Raw genomic sequence first — 18,552 nt, 5'->3', positions numbered from 1 at the left:
CCATGTTCGCCATGCTGATGGGCTTGAAGGGAATCTCCCCGCGCGAGTTGCACCAGCGCCTGGGGCAGGGCGGCATGATGGTGGTCGACGTCAACGCGCGCCATTCCTGGCTGCGGGCACGCGTGCCGGGCGCGCTCAATCTCGCGCCCGATGTCGAGGCGGCGCAGTTGCCGCGCGAGCGCGCCACGCCGCTGGTCTTTTATTGCTCCAACCCCCTGTGCCGGAAAGCGCCGAACGCCGCGCGCAAGGCCGGCAAGCTGGGCTATACCGATGTGCGGGTGATGTCCGCCGGCATTACCGGCTGGGTCGGGGCGGGCTTGCCGGTCGACAGCGGCGAATGAGGCCCGCGCGTGGCGCGCAGGGCGGTCCGCCCTGCGCGCCGGGCCGGGGTGCGTGACCCGCTTCGACTTTTGCCGGGCCATCGACTAGACTCTGTTCCTCTTCCGTTTCGAGGTCACCGCTTTGTCGATCGCTTCCCTTCCTTGCCCAGCTTCCTTCCACCGCGCCGCCGGCAAGGAGGGCGCATGGACCCCTTGCTGATCCTGGCCCTGCTGGCCATGGGCGCCTTCGGCGGTTTTGCCGCCGGCCTGCTCGGCATCGGCGGCGGCATGGTGCTGGTGCCTTTCATTACCATGATCCTCACGGCGCGCGGTGTGTCGGACGCGCTGGTGGTGCACATGGCGATCGCGACCTCGCTCGGCATGATCATGTTTACGTCGCTGTCCTCGGTGCGCGCCCACCACAAGCATGGCGCCGTGCTCTGGCCTATCGTGAAACGGCTGGCGCCGGGCATCCTGCTCGGCGGGGCGATCGGGCCGTGGATCGGCAAGCAGATGAATACCTCGGTGCTGGCCTTGTTCTTCGGCCTGTTCGTCGCGTTCTCGGCCACCCAGATGCTGATCAACAAAAAGCCGGCGGCGGCGCGTGAGCTGCCCGGCACGCCCGGCATGTTCGCGGCGGGCGGCCTGATCGGCATCCTGTCGGGACTGGTCGGGGCCGGCGGCGGCTTCATCTCGGTGCCCTTCATGACCTGGTGCAGCGTGCGCATCCACAATGCGGTGGCCACCAGCGCCGCGCTCGGCTTCCCGATCGCCTTCGCCGGCACCCTGGCGAATATTTTCTACGGCTGGGGCGAGCCCGGCCTGCCCGCCTATTCGCTGGGCTTCATCTACGTGCCGGCGCTGCTCATCCTGGTGGCCGCCAGCGTCACCATGGCGCCGCTCGGGGCGCGCGCGGCGCACAAGATGCGGGTGCGCGAGCTGCAGAAGGTGTTTGCGGTGATCCTGTATGCGCTGGCGGCCTACATGTTCTGGAAGGCGGCGCACTAGGCGCTTTTCAGGCGCTGCCCTGCCTGCCGCCCAGTGTGGCGCAGGCATAACGTCCGCGGCCCGCGCTCTTGGCGGCGTACAAGGCCTTGTCCGCCTCGGCGCCGAGGACGGCGGCATCGAGCGGGAAACGGTCCGCGAATGCCACGCCGATACTGGTCGATACCATCCGTTCGCCCTGTTCCAGCACGAAGGGCTGTTCGAAGGCATGCAGGATCTTGCGCGCCACCAGCGCCGCTTCCTCGGCCGACTTCACGCCTTCGAGGATGACCGTGAACTCGTCGCCGGCCAGGCGGCAGGCGGTATCGGTCACGCGCAGCGCTCCCTTGATCCGCTGGGCGAATTCATGCAGCACGACATCGCCGGCGGCATGGCCGAGGCTGTCGTTGACCTGCTTGAAATGGTCGACGTCGAGGTACATCAGGGCGATGCCCTGGCCGCTGCGCTGGCCCCGCTGCAGCGCCGCATCCAGCCGTTCCTGGTAGGCGCGCCGGTTCGGCAGCCCGGTCAGGGAGTCGATGCGCGCCAGCTTGCTGAGCTCTGCCTCGTGCAGCCTGGCCGCGGAAATGTCGGTGCCCAGCACATAGACGCCGTTGAAGACGCCGGAATGGATGTCGGGGATGCGCGTGATTTCGAGGGTACGCGTGCCGCCGGGCATCGGGATCGGCATCTCGAAGCGCACCGTCTCGCCGGCCAGGTTGCGCTGCTGCACTTGCTGGTGCTGGGGATAGAAGGCCTCGCCCATGACTTCCCTGACGGTCTTGCCGAGGATCTGCTGCGGCGCCGCTCCGAACCATTCTTCATAGGTTGCGTTCGCGAACCGGTAGCGCTCGTCCTGGTCGATGTAGCCGATCAGTACCGGCAGGTTGTCGGTGATCGTGCGCAGGCGGCGTTCGCTCGCTTCCAGGCGCCGTGCCGTCTCTTTCAAGGCCGTCACGTCCTTCATCGTGATCACGGCCCCGATGCCGGCGCCGTCCTTGGCGTGCAGTGCGCGGCCGCTGGCGAAGATGGTCCGCGGCGCGGCGCCCAGCGGCTTGACCGTCAGCTCGGTATTCTCGACCACCTCGCCGCGCAGGGCGCGCAGCAGCGGCACCTCTTCGGGCGCCATCAGGGTCTCGCCGTCGGCCTGGAACAGGCGGTAGTGGTCCGCCCACCGCTCGGGCGGCACCGGGCCGGGCGGCAGGGCGAGGATTTCCCTGGCCGCGCCGTTGAACATCGTCAGTTCGCCCGCCTGCGAGCAGACCGCGACGCCGACGTCGATCGAGTCGAGCACGGCGTTGAGCAGTTCGCGTTCGCGCGCCAGCTCGTCCTCGATGGCCTTGCGCACCGAAATGTCCTGGATAAAGGTGCCGAAGAAATGGGTGTCGCCGGCGTTGATCAGGCCGATCGTCATCTCCACCGGGAATTCCTCGCCGTCGCGGCGCAAGGCGGACATTTGGAGACGGCGGCCGGCGATGTCCGAGCTGGCGCCGGAAGCAAAGCGCTGCATGCCGGCTTCGTGCGCGGCACGCAGGTGCAGCGGGCTGATGGTCTCGAACACCGTGCGCCCGACGATGTCGTCGCGAGTCCAGCCGAAGATCTCCTGCGCGCGCGGGTTCCAGTCGGTGATGCGGCCCTGGGCATCGACGCCGACGAACGCGTCGAGCGCCGTATCGATGATGGCCTTGACCCGGTGCTCGCCCTTGCGCGTTTCCTCGACCGCATCATGGAGCTCGGTGGTGCGCTCGGCAACACGGGTCTCGAGCGTCGCGTTCAGTTCGCGCAGGCCCTGTTCGTTGGCGAGCAGTTTCGACAGCAGCGCATTGAGGGTGCTGTGCAGGATCTGCACTTCGGTCAGGCGGCTGTGGATGGCCGGGAGTTCGCGCGCGTCGCCGGCGCGCAGCGCCTCGGCCCAGCGCGTGATGCGCACCAGCGGCTGCGTGATTCTCCGCGCAAAGATCCAGACCAGCAGCGACACCAGCGCCGCCGCGAACAGGCCGCTCCACAAAATCTTGTTGCGCAACTCGTCGACCGGCGCGAAGGCCTCGTCGAGCGGCTGGCGCACGACCACGACCCAGCCGAGACCCGGATAGGATTCGTGGCCGCGGCTCTGGCTGTAGCCGACCAGGTAGCGCCTGCCGTCCGGCCAGGTCTCGATGACGGAGCCGTTCTTCTCGCGCGCGGCGCGCGCGAAGCTTTCCTGGGCCAGGGTCTGGTCCAGGTATTGTTCCGGCCCCAGCAGGACGACCCCGTTCTTGCTCAGGATGAAGGTGTCGACCCCCTTGCGTTCGGCCAGCGGGCGCAGCACCGAACGCTCGATCTCGGAGGCCCATTGCCAGCTCAGGTGGGTGCCGAACACGCCGGCGATGGTGCCGTTCGGCGCGCGGTAGGGGAAGGCGATGTCGAAGAAGCGCTTCGGTTCCTTGCGTGGATTGGGCAGCAGCTTGGCGAGCAGGACCGCCTCGTGCACGTCATGCACGTGGACGCCGGCATACGCGGCGGCGAACCAGGGGCGGGCCGACACGTCCTTGGCTTCGAGCAGGCCCTTGGTGGCGATCTTGACCTTGCCGGCGATGTCGGTCAGGCCGATCCAGGCGTAATACGGATGGGTGCTCTGCATGCTCTCGAGCACCGCGCGCTTGGCCGCGACCGGCACGTCCGGATTGGTGATCTCGTAGCGGCCGGCCATGAGCTGGACTTCGCGGTAGCGTTCGTACATGCCGCGGTCGAGCTTGTCGGTGGTCTGGAAAGCCAGTTCCGCCAGGTTGCGGCCGATGTCGACCTGGACGTGCTTGGCCATCGACACACCGACGAACTGCAGGGTGACGAAGGTGAGCAGCAGCATGATCGCTGCCGATACAGCAGCGAGGGTGGGCGCCAGTGCGATGCGGCGCAAGCGTTGATCCGTGGGCATAACCGTTGACATGGTGCAAAAATGTTGCGGTGCAGCAGCTTACCACGCACGACATGGCATCGTTGCCCGGCCCTGCAGCGGAATGCCCGCGCAAGCGACAAAGCGCTCGCTTCGTTGCGCGGGTGTGACAGTGTGGGATCGAATCAGGCGCGTACGGGTTGCTTGCCCTCGCGCGAGTAGGCCCAGGCCAGCATGGCCAGCGCGGCCACGATCATCGGCAGCGACAGCACCTGGCCCGAGGTGATCGGCAGGCCGGCGACCGTGGTTTCCCAGTCCGGCACGCGGAAGTATTCCGTGAAGAAGCGCGCGCAGCCGTAGAGCAGGGTGAACATGGCGCCCACCGCCAGCCTTGGGCGTGCCTTGCGCGCGAACGGCCACAGGATCAGGAACACGAGGATGCCGTCGACCAGCATCTGGTACAGCGGCGACGGATGGCGCAGGCCCTCGACGCCGGGCCAGGCCATCGCCCACGGCAGGCTGGGGTCGGCCAGGCGGCCCGGCAGTTCGTGGTTGATGAAATTGCCGAGGCGGCCGGCCGCGTAGCCGAGCGGCACCATCGGGGCGATGAAGTCGTACACGTCGAGCACGTTGCGCCCGGCCTTGCGCGCCCACAGCGACATCGCGATCAGCACGCCCAGGAAGCCGCCGTGGAAGGACATGCCGCCCTGCCAGATCTTGAAGATATCGAGCGGATTGGCGAAGAAATGGGCCGGCTGGTAGAACAGCACTTCGCCCAGGCGGCCGCCGATGACCACCCCGAGCATGCCGTAGAACAGCATGTCGTCCAGGTCTTCGTTCTTCCAGCCCTGGGCGGCGATGTGCGGCTGCTTGATGCGCACGCGACCCAGCAGCAGGAACAGGCCGAAGGCGACCACGTACATCAGGCCGTACCAGTGGATGTCGACCGGGCCGATCGAGAAGGCGATCGGGTCCGGATTCGGGTGTACCAACATAAGTTATTCTTTCTTCAGTAAATCCAAAAAGCCGCGCAGCACGGGCGATGCATTGTCGCGCCGCCAGCACAGGCCGAGTTCCACCAGCGGCGAGCGGCCGCCGAGGCCACGGTATTCTACGCCGGGACGCATCAGGTTCGACACGGATTGTGGCACAAGTGCCAAGCCCATGCCGGCCGACACGAGGCTGACGATGGTCTGCATCTGGATCGCTTCCTGCCCGATGACGGGCACGATCCCGGCGTCGTGGAAGCAGCTGAGGATGGCGTCGTACAGGCTCGGTGCGCTCTTGCGCGGGAAAATGACGAGGGGCAGCGCCGGCAGCGCGGCCAGCTCGACCGGTCCGCTGCCTGCCAACAGGCCGGCCGGGGCGCACAGCACCAGCGGCTCTTCCAGCAGGCGGCGCCAGGCGAGGGCGGCTTGCGCCTTCTCCGGCAGCGGCCCGATGACGACGCCGGCGTCGATGCGCTCGTGCAGCAGGTCGTCGACCTGCACGTCGGTGGTCGCTTCGCGCAGCACCAGCTGCACTGCCGGGAAGGCGGCGCTGTAGTCGCGCAGCAGCGGCGGCAGCACGCTGTAGTCGGCCGGCGTCACGAAGGACAAGGCCAGGCGGCCCGCCTCGCCGCCGGCCGCGCGGCGCACCAGTTCCGGCAATCCGCCCGCCGCTGCCAGCAGGCGCCGCGCTTCCGGCAGCAGGGCGCTGCCGGCCGGCGTCAGTTCGACCTGGCGCCGGCTGCGCAGGAACAGCGGCGCGCCCAGCGCTTCCTCGAAGGCGGCGATGGTCTGCGACAGGGGCGGCTGGGTCATGTGCAGGCGCGCGGCGGCGCGCCCGAAGTGCAGCTCTTCGGCCAGGGCGACGAAATAGCGCAGCTGGCGCAGTTCAAGGTTCATGATATGGATTTCCATGGATAGCTGCTGCATTGATATGCTTCTCATATCACAGCCCGGCCCATCTTACATTTGACGCTGACAGGTGCGCAAGGCATGCTGGCGCAACCACCTTTCGAGGAGTCCCGTCATGGCCAACCCGCCGCGCTACAACCGCCGCTCGCGTAACGTCACCGAGGGCGTCGCCCGCAGCCCGAACCGCTCGATGTATTACGCGATGGGCTACCGGGAGGAAGACTTCGCCAAGCCGATGATCGGCATCGCCAATGGCCACTCGACCATCACGCCCTGCAATTCGGGCCTGCAAAAGCTGGCCGACATCGCGATCGCCACCGTCCGGCAATCCGGCGCCAACCCGCAGGTGTTCGGCACGCCGACCATTTCCGACGGCATGTCGATGGGAACCGAGGGCATGAAGTTTTCCCTGATCTCGCGCGAAGTCATCGCCGACTGCATCGAAACCTGCGTCAACGGCCAGTGGATGGATGGCGTCGTCGTCATCGGCGGCTGCGACAAGAACATGCCGGGCGGGATGATCGCCCTGGCGCGCGCCAACGTGCCGGGCATCTACGTCTACGGCGGCACCATCAAGCCGGGCCATTGGAAGGGGAAGGATTTGACCATCGTGTCCGCCTTCGAGGCGGTCGGCGAATTCACGGCCGGACGCATGAGCCAGGAAGACTTCGAGGGCATCGAGCGCAACGCCTGCCCCTCGTCCGGCTCCTGCGGCGGGATGTACACGGCCAACACGATGTCGTCCTCGTTCGAGGCGCTCGGCATGTCGCTGCTGTACTCGTCGACCATGGCCAACCCGGACGAGGAAAAAGTAGCTTCCTGCGCCGAGTCGGCCCGCGTGCTGGTCGAAGCCGTCAAACGCGACCTGAAACCGCGCGACATCATCACCCGCGCCTCGATCGAGAACGCGGTGTCGCTGATCATGGCCACCGGCGGCTCGACCAACGCCGTGCTGCACTACCTCGCGATCGCCCACGCCGCCGAGGTCGAGTGGACCCTGGACGATTTCGAGCGCGTGCGCCGTCGAGTGCCCGTGATCTGCAACCTGAAACCCTCGGGCGAGTATGTCGCGACCGACCTGCACCGGGCCGGCGGCGTGCCGCAGGTGATGAAGCTGCTGCTCGACGCCGGCCTGATGGACGGCAGCTGCATCACGATCACCGGCCGCACCCTGGCCGAGGAACTGGCCGAGGTACCCTCGACCCCGCCGGCCGGGCAGGACGTGATCCGCCCGCTCGACCAGGCCCTGTATGCCCAGGGCCACCTGGCCGTCCTGAAAGGGAATCTGTCGCCGGAAGGCTGCGTGGCGAAGATCACCGGCCTCAAAAATCCCGCGATCACCGGCCCGGCGCGCGTGTTCGACGACGAGTATTCGGCGATGGACGCGATCATGGCCAAGCAGATCCGCCCCGGCGACGTGCTGGTGCTGCGCTACCTCGGGCCGAAAGGCGGTCCCGGCATGCCGGAGATGCTGGCCCCGACCGGCGCCCTGATCGGCCAGGGCCTGGGCGAATCGGTCGGCCTGATCACGGACGGGCGCTTCTCGGGCGGCACCTGGGGCATGGTGGTCGGGCACGTGGCGCCGGAAGCCTTCGAAGGCGGGACGATCGCGCTGGTGGAAGAGGGCGATTCGGTGACGATCGACGCCAACGCCCTCCTGATCCAGCTGAACGTGCCGGAGGAGGAAATCGCCCGCCGCCGCGCCGCCTGGACCCGACCGGCCCCGCGTTATACGCGCGGCGTGCTGGCCAAGTTCGCGGCGCTGGCCTCGAGCGCGAGCAAAGGGGCGGTTACGGGCTGAACCGTAGGGTGGACGGCTCCGCCGTCCACGCGTTCAACCGTCGTGTGATCTGCTGCGATGTTTCACCCGGTGGTTGAACGCGTGGGCGGCGCCAACGCAGCGGACATGCATATCGCCGGGCGGAGCCGACCACCCTGCGATCAGTTGCCCGGTACCGGCAGCGGTTCCGGCGCCGACCCGTGCGGGCGCCGCAGCGGAATGCGCACGGCAAATTCGCTGCCCCGGCCCGGGCCTTCGCTGCGCACCTCGACGGTTCCCTGGTGCAGCGACACGATCTCGCGCACCACGGCCAGGCCGATCCCGAGTCCCGCCCCGCGCCCGGCGGCAGTGCCGTGGGCCTGGGTGAAAACGTCGAAAATGCGCGGCAGCAGCTCGGGGCTGATGCCCTGGCCGTTGTCCTTGATATTGCAGACGAAATGGGTCTGGTCGGCGGTGGCCGTTACCCAGATCCTGCCGTCCTCGGGCGTGTACTTGACGGCGTTGTTGAGCAGGTTGACGAAGACCTGCAGCAGGCGCCGCGCGTCGACCTCGACCTCGATCGGCAGCGGCGGCAGCACGGGGATGAGCGCCTGGCGTTTCGCCTGCGCCGCCGTGCGGCAGCTGTCGATGGCCTCGAGCACGCAGTCCTGCAGCTGCACCCGCTCGTAGGCGATGCTCATCTTGCCGGTCTGGACCCGGGTCAGGTCGACCAGGTCCTCGACCAGGCGCTCGAGGAAGCCGATCTGGCGCTCCATGATCTGGAGCGGCTGGACCTGGCGCGGGTCGCCGCCCGGCAGGCGCTTCATCAGTTCCAGGCCGGTCTTCAGGGGCGCGAGCGGATTGCGCATTTCGTGGGCGATGGTGCCGATGAAGACGTTCTTTTCGTTTTCCTGGACGCTGCAGTCGTGCAGCACGTTCTCCAGGTATTTCATGCGCGCGCGCAGGTGGGTCGCGTCGCGGAAGATCTTGACGAAGCGAGGCAGCCCGTCCGCGCCGCCAGGCAGCAGGATCGACACCCCGCTCGACCACAGGCGCGAGCCGTCCTTGCGCATGTGCCAGCGTTCGTCCTCGGCCACGCCGACGATGCGGGCCGTGTTCGCCTCGTGCTCGTCGATCTTGCGTTCGCGGTCTTCGGGGACGAACAGCATCGCCGTGCGCTGGCCGATCACCTCGTCGGCGTGCCAGCCGGTGAGGTAGGCGGCGCCTTCGTTCCAGCCGCTGATGCGGTAGTCATGCTCGTAGAACATGACGCCGTACTGCCGCGTTTCGCCCAGCATCAGCTCGGTGAAAGCGGCAGCCTGTTCGGCGCTCCAGTGACTGTTCGGCCCTTGTGCCATGAATCTCCTCGTGTGCTGGTCGGTCCCGCCGGCGGGGCGTGCGCTCGGCCGAAGAGGCGGCGCCGACGCGGGGCTTCCCCATTCTAGCTTGAGTGGACGAGGCGGGTACTTACGCTTGAGCCGCCGGACGAAACCGGGGCGAGGGATGGCAGAGGGAGCTTATTTTTTCTTGTCGAAGGTATTCCTGACGCGCGCCCGGCGCCGCAGCCCGTCTTCGTCGTGCGCCTTTTTCTTGTCCCAGCCGAGCATCTTCTCGATGTATTCGAACCAGACGAACGCGAAGGCCATCAGGCCGACGATCCACCACCAGGACAACGCGGCGAAGCGCCAGACTTCGAAAAAACGCAGCGCCACCAGGGCGGCGATCAACAGGATCAAGGGCATGTTTTCCTCCAAAACCCGGCCATCTTACAAAGGTTTTAATGCTCTGTGGCAAAATAACGCCTTTAAGTGGCAATGCCGCAACCAGTAAACGTAAGCGGCGTTACAGAGTGTGACTGGGCGGCATTCACTCGTTGGAAACGCGGTAGAATGCCATCATTACTTTTGGAGAAGTCAGATGAAACGGTCCCTGATCTTGTGCGGTGTCTTGTCGGTTCTCGCATCCTCGAGTGCGTTCGCGCAGGCCGACCTCGCAAAAGCGAAGAATTGCATGGCCTGCCATGCCGTGTCGAACAAGGTGGTCGGCCCTGCCTACAAGGACGTGGCCGCCAAGTACGCCGGCCAGAAAGGCGCGGAAGACAAGCTGGTCGCGAAAGTCATGAAGGGCGGCTCGGGCGCCTGGGGGCCGGTGCCGATGCCGGCCAACCCGCAGGTCAGCGAAGCGGATGCGCGCAGCCTGGTGAAATGGATCCTCGAGACCAAGTAAGCTCGAAAGCCTCAAAGAAAGCGCGCCCGCAGCAGCCGGCGCGCTTTTTTTTTGATCAGCGGATGACGTCGATCCGGGTGCGCTTGCCGCCCTTGTAGGTGTACAGGGTCAGCGCGCCGTTCTGGATGTCGCCGGAGGCGTCGAAGGCGATCGGGCCGGTGACGCCCTGGTAGCGGATTTTCTTCAGCTCGGGCAGGTATTTCATCGGCTCGGCCGAGTTGGCCGCCTGCATTGCCGCCGCCATCACCATCACCGCGTCGTACACATAGGGCGCATACAACTGCACGTCGCGCCCGGTCTTCTGGCGGAAGCGGGCGCGGAAGTCGGCCATGGCCTTTTCCTGCTCGGGGCCGGCCACGCCGCCCGCTTCGGCGCAGATGACCTTGCCCTCGCCGACGGCCTCCCCGGCCAGGCGCGCCAGCGACTCGGTGCAGATGCCGTCGCCGCCCATGAACCGGGCGTCGATGCCGAGCGCCTTGATCTGCTTGAGCATCGGGCCGCCCACCGAATCCATCCCCCCGAAAAAAATCAGGTCGGGCTTCTTGCCGCGGATCGAGGTCAGGATCGCCGTGAAATCGGTCGCCGTGGCGCTGGTGAACTCCTTGCCGACGATGCGCACGCCCGGCCCCTTGGCGCCTTTCAGGAACTCGGCGGCGACGCCCTGGCCATAGGTGGTGCGGTCGTCGATGACGGCGATGTTCTTGACCTTCAGGGTGTCGATCGCGTACTTGCCGAGCGTGCCGCCCAGCTTGGCGTCGTTCGCCACCACCCGGAACGCGCCGGGGAAGCGCTGCTTCGTGTACTGGGTGGCGGTCGTGGCCGGCGAAATCTGCGGGATGCCGGCGTCGTTGTAGATCTTCGAGGCGGGCACCGTGGTGCCGGAGTTTAAGTGGCCGATCACGCCTTTCACCTTGGCGTCGACCAGCTTCTGCGCCACCGCCGTGCCCTGTTTCGGGTCGGAGGCATCGTCTTCCAGCAGCAGCTGCAGCGTGACCTTCTGGCCGTTGAGTGTAAAACCCTTGGCATTGAGCTCGTCGACCGCCATGCGGGCGGCGTTCTCGTTATCCTTGCCGAGGTGGGCACTGGGGCCGGACAGCGGGGCGACGTGGCCGATTTTCACGATCTGCTGGGCCTGGGCGGCGCCGGCCAGGCAGGCCAGCGCGGCAAGCAAAACGGGCTTGATGGTCATGCTGACTCCCTTCGAATGAGGAAGGCGATCGCCCGCACCGCCGGCGTGCGCCGATTGCGATTTATTGCAGGGGAAAGGTACAACAATTTTTTTGGCAGGGAAAGCGAAAAGCGCGGGACCGTAGGGTGGACGGCTATACCCGAGTGTACGCCGGCCCGCTACCTGGGCGCCGCCCACGCGTTCAACCAGCAGGTGAGCCGTCGCGAGGTTTCCCGTTGTGGTTGAACGCGTGGACGGCATCCAGGCAGCAGGTCAGCGTATACCTGGGTATAGCCGTCCACCCTACGTCTACGCATCGTTCTCGGAACAACGAACGTTGGCGCCTGCGCCTACCGTTGCACGGATGCGATCTGCTGCGCCACCATCTGCTCGATCGTCTGGCGCAGGCCGATGTGGATCTGGTCGCCGGCCGAGGCGAGGGCGTTGCGCACCACGGCGTCGAGCTGCGGCTGCAACTGCGCGACGATGCGTTCGACGATGCGCAGCTCGAGGGCATCCCAGTCGGGCTCGGGGACAGCCTGCGGGGCCGGCGCCGGCTCGGCGGCCGCCAATTCAACCGGCGCCGCTTCGACCGGCGGCTCCAGCACCACTTCAGTCAACACGGGAATGCTGCTGTCAAATGCCGGATTCTGGTTCATGACTGTCCTGCGACGAAGTGGGTGAGGGGATAGGACTGCTTCTTGTAGGCAACGTAGCGCTGGCGCCCGGCGGCCGCGTCGTCCTCGCTGGTCGAGATGATCTCGAATACCCGCGCGAAGCGGTCGAAGCCGCCAGGGACGCGGCGCGTCAGGTTGACCAGCATGTCGTGGTGGGGCAGGGACGCCTCTTCGCTGCTGGTGACGATGATCGGGGTCTGCGGCGCCAGCGGATCGCCGGCCAGCACGTGCGGCAGGAAGTCGGTGTCGGACAGGGTCCACAGGGCGTCGTTGAGGGCCGCGGCCTGGGCCTCGTCCTCGGCCAGCAGCACGATCTTCGCCCCGGCCGCATAGGCCTTGCGCGTCAGGCGGCAGGCGTAGACGAGCTTGTCGGGAATATTGGTGTGGAAGTCGATCCGGGTCATGGGGCGATTGTAAACCGGCGCGCTGCCGTTGGGTAAAGCGGAAAAACAAATCCCGGCGGGTTAAGTACCTCGCCGGGATTCGGATCGGCAGGATGGCCGGGATCAGCCGTTCATGCCGCTATGGCGCAACAGGGCGTCGATCGAGGGTTCGCGGCCGCGGAAGGCCTTGAACGATTCGAGCGCCGGGCGCGAGCCGCCCATCGCTAGGATCTCGCGCTGGAAGCGCCGGCCGGTTTCAAGCGACAGTTCGCCGCCGCCGGCTTCGACCGCTTCTTCAAACGCCGCATAGGCGTCCGCCGACAGCACCTCGGCCCACTTGTAGCTGTAGTAGCCGGCCGCGTAGCCGCCGGCGAAGATGTGGCCGAACGAGTGTTGGAAGCGGTTGAAGGACGGCGGGATCATCACCGAGAACTTGCTGCGTACGTCGTCGATCAATTGCTGCACGGTGCGCTCGCTGCCCGGGTCGAAATCGTAGTGCAGGTGCATGTCGATCAGCGAGAACTCGACCTGGCGCAGGGTCTGCATGCCGGACTGGAAGTTTTTCGCGGCCAACATCTTGTCGTAGAGCGCGCGCGGCAGCGGTTCGCCGGTCTTCACGTGGGCGGTCATGCCTTGCAGCACATCCCACTCCCAGCAGAAGTTTTCCATGAACTGCGAGGGCAGCTCGACCGCATCCCATTCGACACCCGAGATGCCCGACACCGACAGCTCCTCGACTTCGGTCAGCATGTGATGCAGGCCGTGGCCGAATTCGTGGAACAGGGTCGTCACCTCGTCGTGGGTGAACAGGGACGGCTGCAGTTTCCCGTCCACAAGCGCCGGCGGCGTGAAGTTGCAAGTCAGATAGGCGACGGGCGTTTGGACGATGCCGCCCGTCGTCAGGCGGCGCCCGCGCGCGTCATCCATCCAGGCCCCTTGCCCCTTGCCGGCGCGCGCATACAGGTCGAAATAGAACTGGCCGACCAGTTCGCCGTCGCGCTCGATGCGGTAGAAGCGCACGTCCGGATGCCAGACCGGCGCGTCGTCCGGCTGGATCTGTACCGAGAACAGCGACTGCACGACCTTGAACAGGCCTTCGATGACCTTCGGCTCCGGGAAGTATTCCTTCACTTCCTGGGCCGAGAAGGCATAGCGCTTTTCGCGCAGCTTTTCCGAGGCATAGGCCACGTCCCAGGCCTGCAAGTCCTCGATCCCGAGCTCGTCCTTGGCAAAGGCGCGCAGCTCGGCCAGGTCTTTCTCGGCGTAGGGGCGGGCGCGCTGTGCCAGGTCTTCCAGGAAATGGATGACGTGTTCCGGGCTCTCGGCCATCTTCGGCACCAGCGACACTTCGGCGAAGTTGCGGTAGTCGAGCAGCTTGGCTTCCTCGTCGCGCAGTTTTAGCAGGGTCGCGATGTTGCCCGTATTGTCCCACTTGTCCAGTTCGGAAAAGACGCTGCCCATTTCCGAAGCCTTGGTGGCGCTGGCGCGGTAGATCGTTTCGCGCAGTTTCCGGCTGTGGGCGAACTGCAGCAGCGGGAAGTAAGAGGGGAAGTGCAGCGTGAACTGCCAGCCGTTCTTGCCGGCGGCCTCCGCGGCGGCGCGGGCGGCGGCTTTCGCGTCGTCCGGCAGGCCGGCCAGTTCCGACTCGTCCTCGACCAGCAGCTTGTAGTCGTTGGTGGCGTCGAGCACGTTTTCCGAGAAGCGCGTCGAGGTGGCGGCGTGCTGTTCCTGGATCGCGGCGAAGCGTTCCTTTTTGTCGGCCGGCAATTCGGCGCCGCCCAGGCGGAAGTCGCGCAGGGCGTTTTCGACGATGCGCTTGCGGGCCGGCGAGAGTTGCTCGTAATCGGCGCCGGCGCGGATGGCCTTGTACTTGTCGAACAGCACTTCGTTCTGGCCCAGCGTGGTCCAGAACTCGGTCACCTTCGGCTGGTTTTCGTTGTAGACCGCGCGCAGCTCGGGCGTGTCGGCCACGTGGTTCAGGTGGTTGACGATGCCCCAGGCACGGCCCAGGCGCTCGGTCGCTTCCTCGAGCGGCACCACGAAATTGTCCCAGGTGACCTTGTCGCTCGGCGCCTCGAGGGACGCGACCACGTCGCTGGCCTCCTTGATCAGCTGTTCGATGGCCGGCGTGACGTGTTCCGGGCGGAACAGGTCGAAACGCGGCAGGCCTGAAAAATCAAGGAGGGGATTACTGGTGTCAATGCTCATGGTGTTCCTTCCAAAAGTTAAGCAGTGCCCGGGGCCGGGATCATCCCGGCGGGCGGCGCAAGCCTTTCCTGGTTCTTGCCGAGCACGCGTTCCGCGGACTCGACCGTATTCATCAGCAGCATCGTGATCGTCATCGGGCCGACGCCGCCCGGCACCGGGGTGATGTGCGAGGCGACCTCGCGCACGCCCGCGAAATCCACGTCGCCGCAGAGCTTGCCGGCGTCGTCGCGGTTCATGCCGACGTCGATCACGACCGCGCCCGGTTTCACCATGTCGGCCGTGACGGTGTTGCGGCGGCCGACCGCGGCGACGATGACGTCGGCCTGGCGCGTATGGACGCCCAGGTCCGGGGTCGCGCTATGGCATATGGTCACGGTGGCGTTGGCTTGCAAGAGCAGCAGGGCCATTGGTTTGCCGACCGTGTTCGAGCGCCCGATGACGACCGCATGCTTGCCGCGCAGGTCGTAGCCGGTCGATTCGATCAGTTTCATGCAGCCGTAGGGCGTGCACGGGCGGAAACCCGGCAGGTTGGCGACCAGTTCGCCGGCCGACAGCACCGAGTAGCCGTCGACGTCCTTGGCTGTCGCGATCGCCTCGATCACCTTGTTCGGGCTGATGTGGCGCGGCAGCGGCATCTGCACCAGGATGCCATGGATGGCCGGGTCCTGGTTCAGGGCTTCGATGCGGGCCAGCAGCGCCGCTTCGGTGAGGTCGGCATCGTATTTTTCCAGCACCGAATGAAAGCCGACGTCGCCGCAAGCCTTGACCTTGTTGCGCACATAGACCTGGCTGGCAGGGTCTTCGCCGACCAGGATCACGGCCAGGCCCGGCTGCTGGCCGGCCGCGGTAAGTTTGGCCGCGCGCTCGGCGATTTCGGCACGCAGTTGCTGGGAGAGTTGGACACCGTCGATCAGTTGGGCAGGCATGGGAAGGCTCATCACTGGACAAAGATGAAATTATACGGCGCGCGCAGGTATCGCGCGCCGCACTCCGTGGTTCGTTGTCATATTTGCAGATGGGGCAGGCATGGCAACAGAGCGTATTCGCAAAGCATATCGGAGGGACGTAGGGTGGACGGCTCCGCCGTCCACGCGTCCAACCAGCATGTGCACATCGTGCCCTGGTTCGCATACGTGCGTTGAACGCGTGGACGGGATAACAGTCCCCCAGAGTGTTATCCCTCGTCCACCCTACGAAACACGATATCCCACATTATGAAATTAAATATCGTAATTTGAAAAAGAATAAGGGCACTGGTAGAATCCCGTGGGTTAATTCCAGCTTAGTTGTTCAATACAATCCGCCGCCGGCGATCTGGGGATCGGGGTGGGGCACCACACATAGGAGACGCATCAATGTCAGCTCAACTCGATCAGTTGACGGCCCAGGCCGCCAACGACCCGGACACGCTCGAAACCCAGGAATGGCTCGACGCGCTGGAAGCGGTTATCGAACACGAAGGTACCGAACGCGCCCACTACCTGATGGAGCGCCTGGTCGACCTGGCGCGCCGCCGTGGCGCCCACATCCCGTTCTCCAGCAACACCGCCTACGTCAACACGATCCCGGCCCACCTGAACGTGAACAGCCCGGGCAACCTCGAATACGAAGAGCGCCTGCGCTCGTGGATGCGCTGGAACGCGATGGCGATGGTCGTCAAGGCCAACCGCGCCGACGGCGACCTGGGCGGCCACATCTCGTCCTTCGCCTCGCTGGCCAACATGCTCGGCACCGGCTTCAACCACTTCTGGCACGCCCCGACCGACACCCACGGCGGCGACCTGCTCTACATCCAGGGCCACAGCTCGCCCGGCATTTACGCGCGCGCCTACCTCGAGGGCCGCATCACCGAAGAACAGATGCTGAACTTCCGCCGCGAAGTCGACGGCAAGGGCCTGTCTTCGTATCCGCACCCGAAACTGATGCCGGACTTCTGGCAGTTCCCGACCGTCTCGATGGGCCTGGGCCCGCTGATGGCGATCTACCAGGCGCGCTTCCTGAAGTACCTGCACGCACGTGGCATTGCCGACACCGCCAACCGCAAGGTCTGGGTCTTCTGCGGCGACGGCGAGATGGACGAGCCGGAATCGATGGGCGCGATCGGCATGGCCGCGCGCGAGCAGCTCGACAACCTGGTCATGGTCGTCAACTGCAACCTGCAGCGCCTGGACGGTCCGGTGCGCGGCAACGGCAAGATCATCCAGGAACTGGAAGCGGACTTCCGCGGCGCCGGCTGGAACGTCGTCAAGGTCATCTGGGGCTCGCAGTGGGATTCCCTGCTGTCGAAAGACAAGGACGGCATCCTGCAGCGCGTGATGATGGAAACCGTCGACGGCGAATACCAGAACTACAAGGCCAAGGACGGCGCCTACGTGCGCAAGCACTTCTTCGGCAAGCATCCCGAGCTGCTCAAGATGGTCGCCAACATGAGCGACGACGACATCTGGCGCCTGACCCGCGGCGGCCATGACCCGCACAAGATCTACGCGGCCTTCAAGAACGCGCAGGAAAACAAGGGCACCCCGACCGTGCTGCTGGTGAAGACCGTCAAGGGCTTCGGCATGGGCAAGTCGGGCGAGGCGCGCAACACCGCGCACCAGACCAAGAAGCTCGACGACGAGGCGATCCGCGAAATGCGCGACCGCTTCAACATCCCGATCCCGGACGACAAGCTGGCCGAGATCCCGTTCTTCAAGCCGTCCGACGATGCGCCGGAAATGAAGTACCTGCACGAGCGCCGCGCGGCCCTCGGCGGCTACCTGCCGCAGCGCCGCCAGAAGGCCGACGAGGAACTCGTCGTGCCGCCGCTGTCGACCTTCAAGGCCGTGCTCGAGCCGACCGCGCCGGGCCGCGAAATCTCGACCACGCAGAGCTATGTGCGCGTGCTGACGAGCCTCTTGAAGGACCAGAGCCTGGGCCAGCGCATCGTGCCGATCCTGGTCGACGAGTCGCGTACCTTCGGCATGGAAGGCCTGTTCCGCCAGATCGGCATCTTCAACCAGCAGGGCCAGTTGTACGAGCCGGTCGATAAGGACCAGGTCATGTACTACCGCGAAGACAAGGCCGGCCAGATCCTGCAAGAGGGCATCAACGAAGCGGGCGGCATGAGCTCGTGGATCGCCGCGGCGACCTCGTACTCGTCGAACAACCGCACGATGATCCCGTTCTACACCTTCTACTCGATGTTCGGCATGCAGCGCGTGGGCGACCTGGTCTGGCTGGCGGGCGACATCCGTGCGCGCGGCTTCCTGATGGGCGGCACCGCCGGCCGCACGACGCTCAACGGCGAAGGCCTGCAGCACGAAGACGGCCACAGCCACATCATCGCGGCCACGGTCCCGAACTGCCTGCCGTACGACCCGACCTTCGGTCATGAAGTGGCCGTGATCATCCAGGACGGCCTGCGCCGGATGGTGCAAGAACAGGAAGACGTGTTCTATTACATCACCATCATGAACGAGAACTACGAGCAGCCGGGCCTGGTTCCGGGCACGGAAGAGGGCATCCTGAAGGGCATGTACCTGCTCAAGAAGGGTGGCGAAACGCAGAACCGCGTCCAGCTGATCGGCTGCGGCACCATCCTGCGCGAATCGATCTTCGCCGCCGAGCTGCTGCTGTCCGACTGGAACATCGCGGCCGACATCTGGTCCGCGCCGTCGCTGACGCTGCTGGCCCGTGACGGCCAGGATTGCGAGCGCTGGAACATGGTCAACCCGACGCTTGAACAGCGTGTGCCCTACGTGACCCAGCTGATGCAGGACACGACCGGCCCGATCATCGCGACCACCGACTACATGCGCCTGTTCGCCGAGCAGATCCGCGGCTTCATGCCGAAGGACCGCACCTATAAAGTGCTCGGCACCGACGGCTTCGGCCGCTCGGATTCGCGCGTCAAGCTGCGCGAGTTCTTCGAGGTGAACCGTTACTACATCACGGTCGCCGCCCTGCGCGCGCTGGCCGACGAAGGCAAGATCGACATGTCGGTGGTGGCGCAAGCCATCGAGAAGTACGGCATCGATGCCAACAAGCCGAACCCGGTGACCCAGTAAATGCTCTG

Annotated in this window: 15 protein-coding genes; 5 read left to right on the top strand and 10 right to left on the bottom strand. The window is 65.8% G+C overall.

Annotated features, from left to right (window positions below; translation table 11 throughout):
• Positions 1-2 precede the first annotated feature (2 nt).
• Positions 3-341, top strand: coding sequence for a rhodanese-like domain-containing protein (locus ACFPAH_RS06080; protein ID WP_379742164.1), 339 nt, complete (start codon positions 3-5; stop codon positions 339-341).
• Positions 342-524: 183 nt separating this feature from the next.
• The gene (locus ACFPAH_RS06075) at positions 525-1,328 is read left to right on the top strand and encodes a sulfite exporter TauE/SafE family protein (protein WP_379742161.1); all 804 of its coding nucleotides are present in this window, start codon (positions 525-527) and stop codon (positions 1,326-1,328) included.
• A 7-nt stretch (positions 1,329-1,335) separates the two neighbouring features.
• Here the strand turns inward: ACFPAH_RS06075 and ACFPAH_RS06070 are convergent, their stop codons facing one another.
• The 3 genes from ACFPAH_RS06070 to ACFPAH_RS06060 all read right to left on the bottom strand — a co-directional run bounded on the left by ACFPAH_RS06070 (position 1,336) and on the right by ACFPAH_RS06060 (position 6,062).
• A complete protein-coding gene (locus ACFPAH_RS06070) occupies positions 1,336-4,200 on the bottom strand; it encodes a diguanylate cyclase domain-containing protein (protein WP_379742158.1) in 2,865 nt (954 codons plus the stop codon).
• Between the two features lie 161 nt (positions 4,201-4,361).
• Positions 4,362-5,171, bottom strand: coding sequence for a prolipoprotein diacylglyceryl transferase (lgt, locus tag ACFPAH_RS06065; protein WP_379742154.1), 810 nt, complete (start codon positions 5,169-5,171; stop codon positions 4,362-4,364).
• Positions 5,172-5,174: 3 nt separating this feature from the next.
• A complete protein-coding gene (locus ACFPAH_RS06060) occupies positions 5,175-6,062 on the bottom strand; it encodes a LysR family transcriptional regulator (protein WP_379742151.1) in 888 nt (295 codons plus the stop codon).
• 127 nt (positions 6,063-6,189) lie between these two features.
• Here ACFPAH_RS06060 and ilvD point away from each other — a divergent pair, with 127 nt between their 5' ends.
• The gene (ilvD, locus tag ACFPAH_RS06055) at positions 6,190-7,875 is read left to right on the top strand and encodes a dihydroxy-acid dehydratase (protein WP_379742148.1); all 1,686 of its coding nucleotides are present in this window, start codon (positions 6,190-6,192) and stop codon (positions 7,873-7,875) included.
• A 140-nt stretch (positions 7,876-8,015) separates the two neighbouring features.
• On the opposite strand, the gene ACFPAH_RS06050 is transcribed toward ilvD, so the two are convergent.
• Together ACFPAH_RS06050 and ACFPAH_RS06045 are read right to left on the bottom strand one after the other, a co-directional pair.
• Positions 8,016-9,191, bottom strand: coding sequence for a PAS domain-containing sensor histidine kinase (locus tag ACFPAH_RS06050; protein WP_379742145.1), 1,176 nt, complete (start codon positions 9,189-9,191; stop codon positions 8,016-8,018).
• A gap of 159 nt (positions 9,192-9,350) precedes the next feature.
• Positions 9,351-9,575 (bottom strand): TIGR04438 family Trp-rich protein, encoded by a 225-nt coding sequence (locus tag ACFPAH_RS06045; RefSeq protein WP_379742142.1) that lies wholly within the window; start codon positions 9,573-9,575, stop codon positions 9,351-9,353.
• 175 nt (positions 9,576-9,750) lie between these two features.
• Here ACFPAH_RS06045 and ACFPAH_RS06040 point away from each other — a divergent pair, with 175 nt between their 5' ends.
• Positions 9,751-10,059 carry a c-type cytochrome gene (locus ACFPAH_RS06040; RefSeq protein ID WP_379742139.1) on the top strand — a complete coding sequence of 103 codons (309 nt, stop codon included), beginning with the start codon at positions 9,751-9,753 and terminating at the stop codon, positions 10,057-10,059.
• A gap of 55 nt (positions 10,060-10,114) precedes the next feature.
• Here ACFPAH_RS06040 and ACFPAH_RS06035 read toward each other — a convergent pair whose 3' ends face one another.
• The 5 genes from ACFPAH_RS06035 to folD all read right to left on the bottom strand — a co-directional run bounded on the left by ACFPAH_RS06035 (position 10,115) and on the right by folD (position 15,421).
• Positions 10,115-11,248, bottom strand: a complete 1,134-nt coding sequence (locus ACFPAH_RS06035) for a branched-chain amino acid ABC transporter substrate-binding protein (RefSeq protein ID WP_379742136.1) — start codon at positions 11,246-11,248, stop codon at positions 10,115-10,117.
• 329 nt (positions 11,249-11,577) lie between these two features.
• Entirely contained in the window at positions 11,578-11,886 is a 309-nt protein-coding gene (locus ACFPAH_RS06030) for a hypothetical protein (protein ID WP_379742133.1), read from the bottom strand.
• Positions 11,883-12,308: a DNA polymerase III subunit chi gene (locus tag ACFPAH_RS06025; protein ID WP_379742130.1), complete on the bottom strand. Its 426-nt coding sequence runs from the start codon at positions 12,306-12,308 to the stop codon at positions 11,883-11,885. The genes ACFPAH_RS06030 and ACFPAH_RS06025 overlap by 4 nt, the downstream gene beginning before the upstream one ends.
• A 102-nt stretch (positions 12,309-12,410) precedes the next feature.
• Positions 12,411-14,495 (bottom strand): M3 family metallopeptidase, encoded by a 2,085-nt coding sequence (locus ACFPAH_RS06020; RefSeq protein ID WP_379742127.1) that lies wholly within the window; start codon positions 14,493-14,495, stop codon positions 12,411-12,413.
• 17 nt (positions 14,496-14,512) lie between these two features.
• Entirely contained in the window at positions 14,513-15,421 is a 909-nt protein-coding gene (folD, locus tag ACFPAH_RS06015) for a bifunctional methylenetetrahydrofolate dehydrogenase/methenyltetrahydrofolate cyclohydrolase FolD (RefSeq protein WP_379742124.1), read from the bottom strand.
• A 429-nt stretch (positions 15,422-15,850) separates the two neighbouring features.
• Here folD and aceE point away from each other — a divergent pair, with 429 nt between their 5' ends.
• Complete coding sequence (gene aceE, locus ACFPAH_RS06010) at positions 15,851-18,544, top strand: pyruvate dehydrogenase (acetyl-transferring), homodimeric type (protein ID WP_379742121.1); 2,694 nt, start codon at positions 15,851-15,853, stop codon at positions 18,542-18,544.
• Positions 18,545-18,552: the final 8 nt, after the last annotated feature.

Source organism: Massilia sp. GCM10023247 (genome assembly GCF_042653325.1).
Classification (GTDB): domain Bacteria; phylum Pseudomonadota; class Gammaproteobacteria; order Burkholderiales; family Burkholderiaceae_D; genus Telluria.
This window is presented reverse-complemented; position numbering and strand designations above follow the sequence as displayed.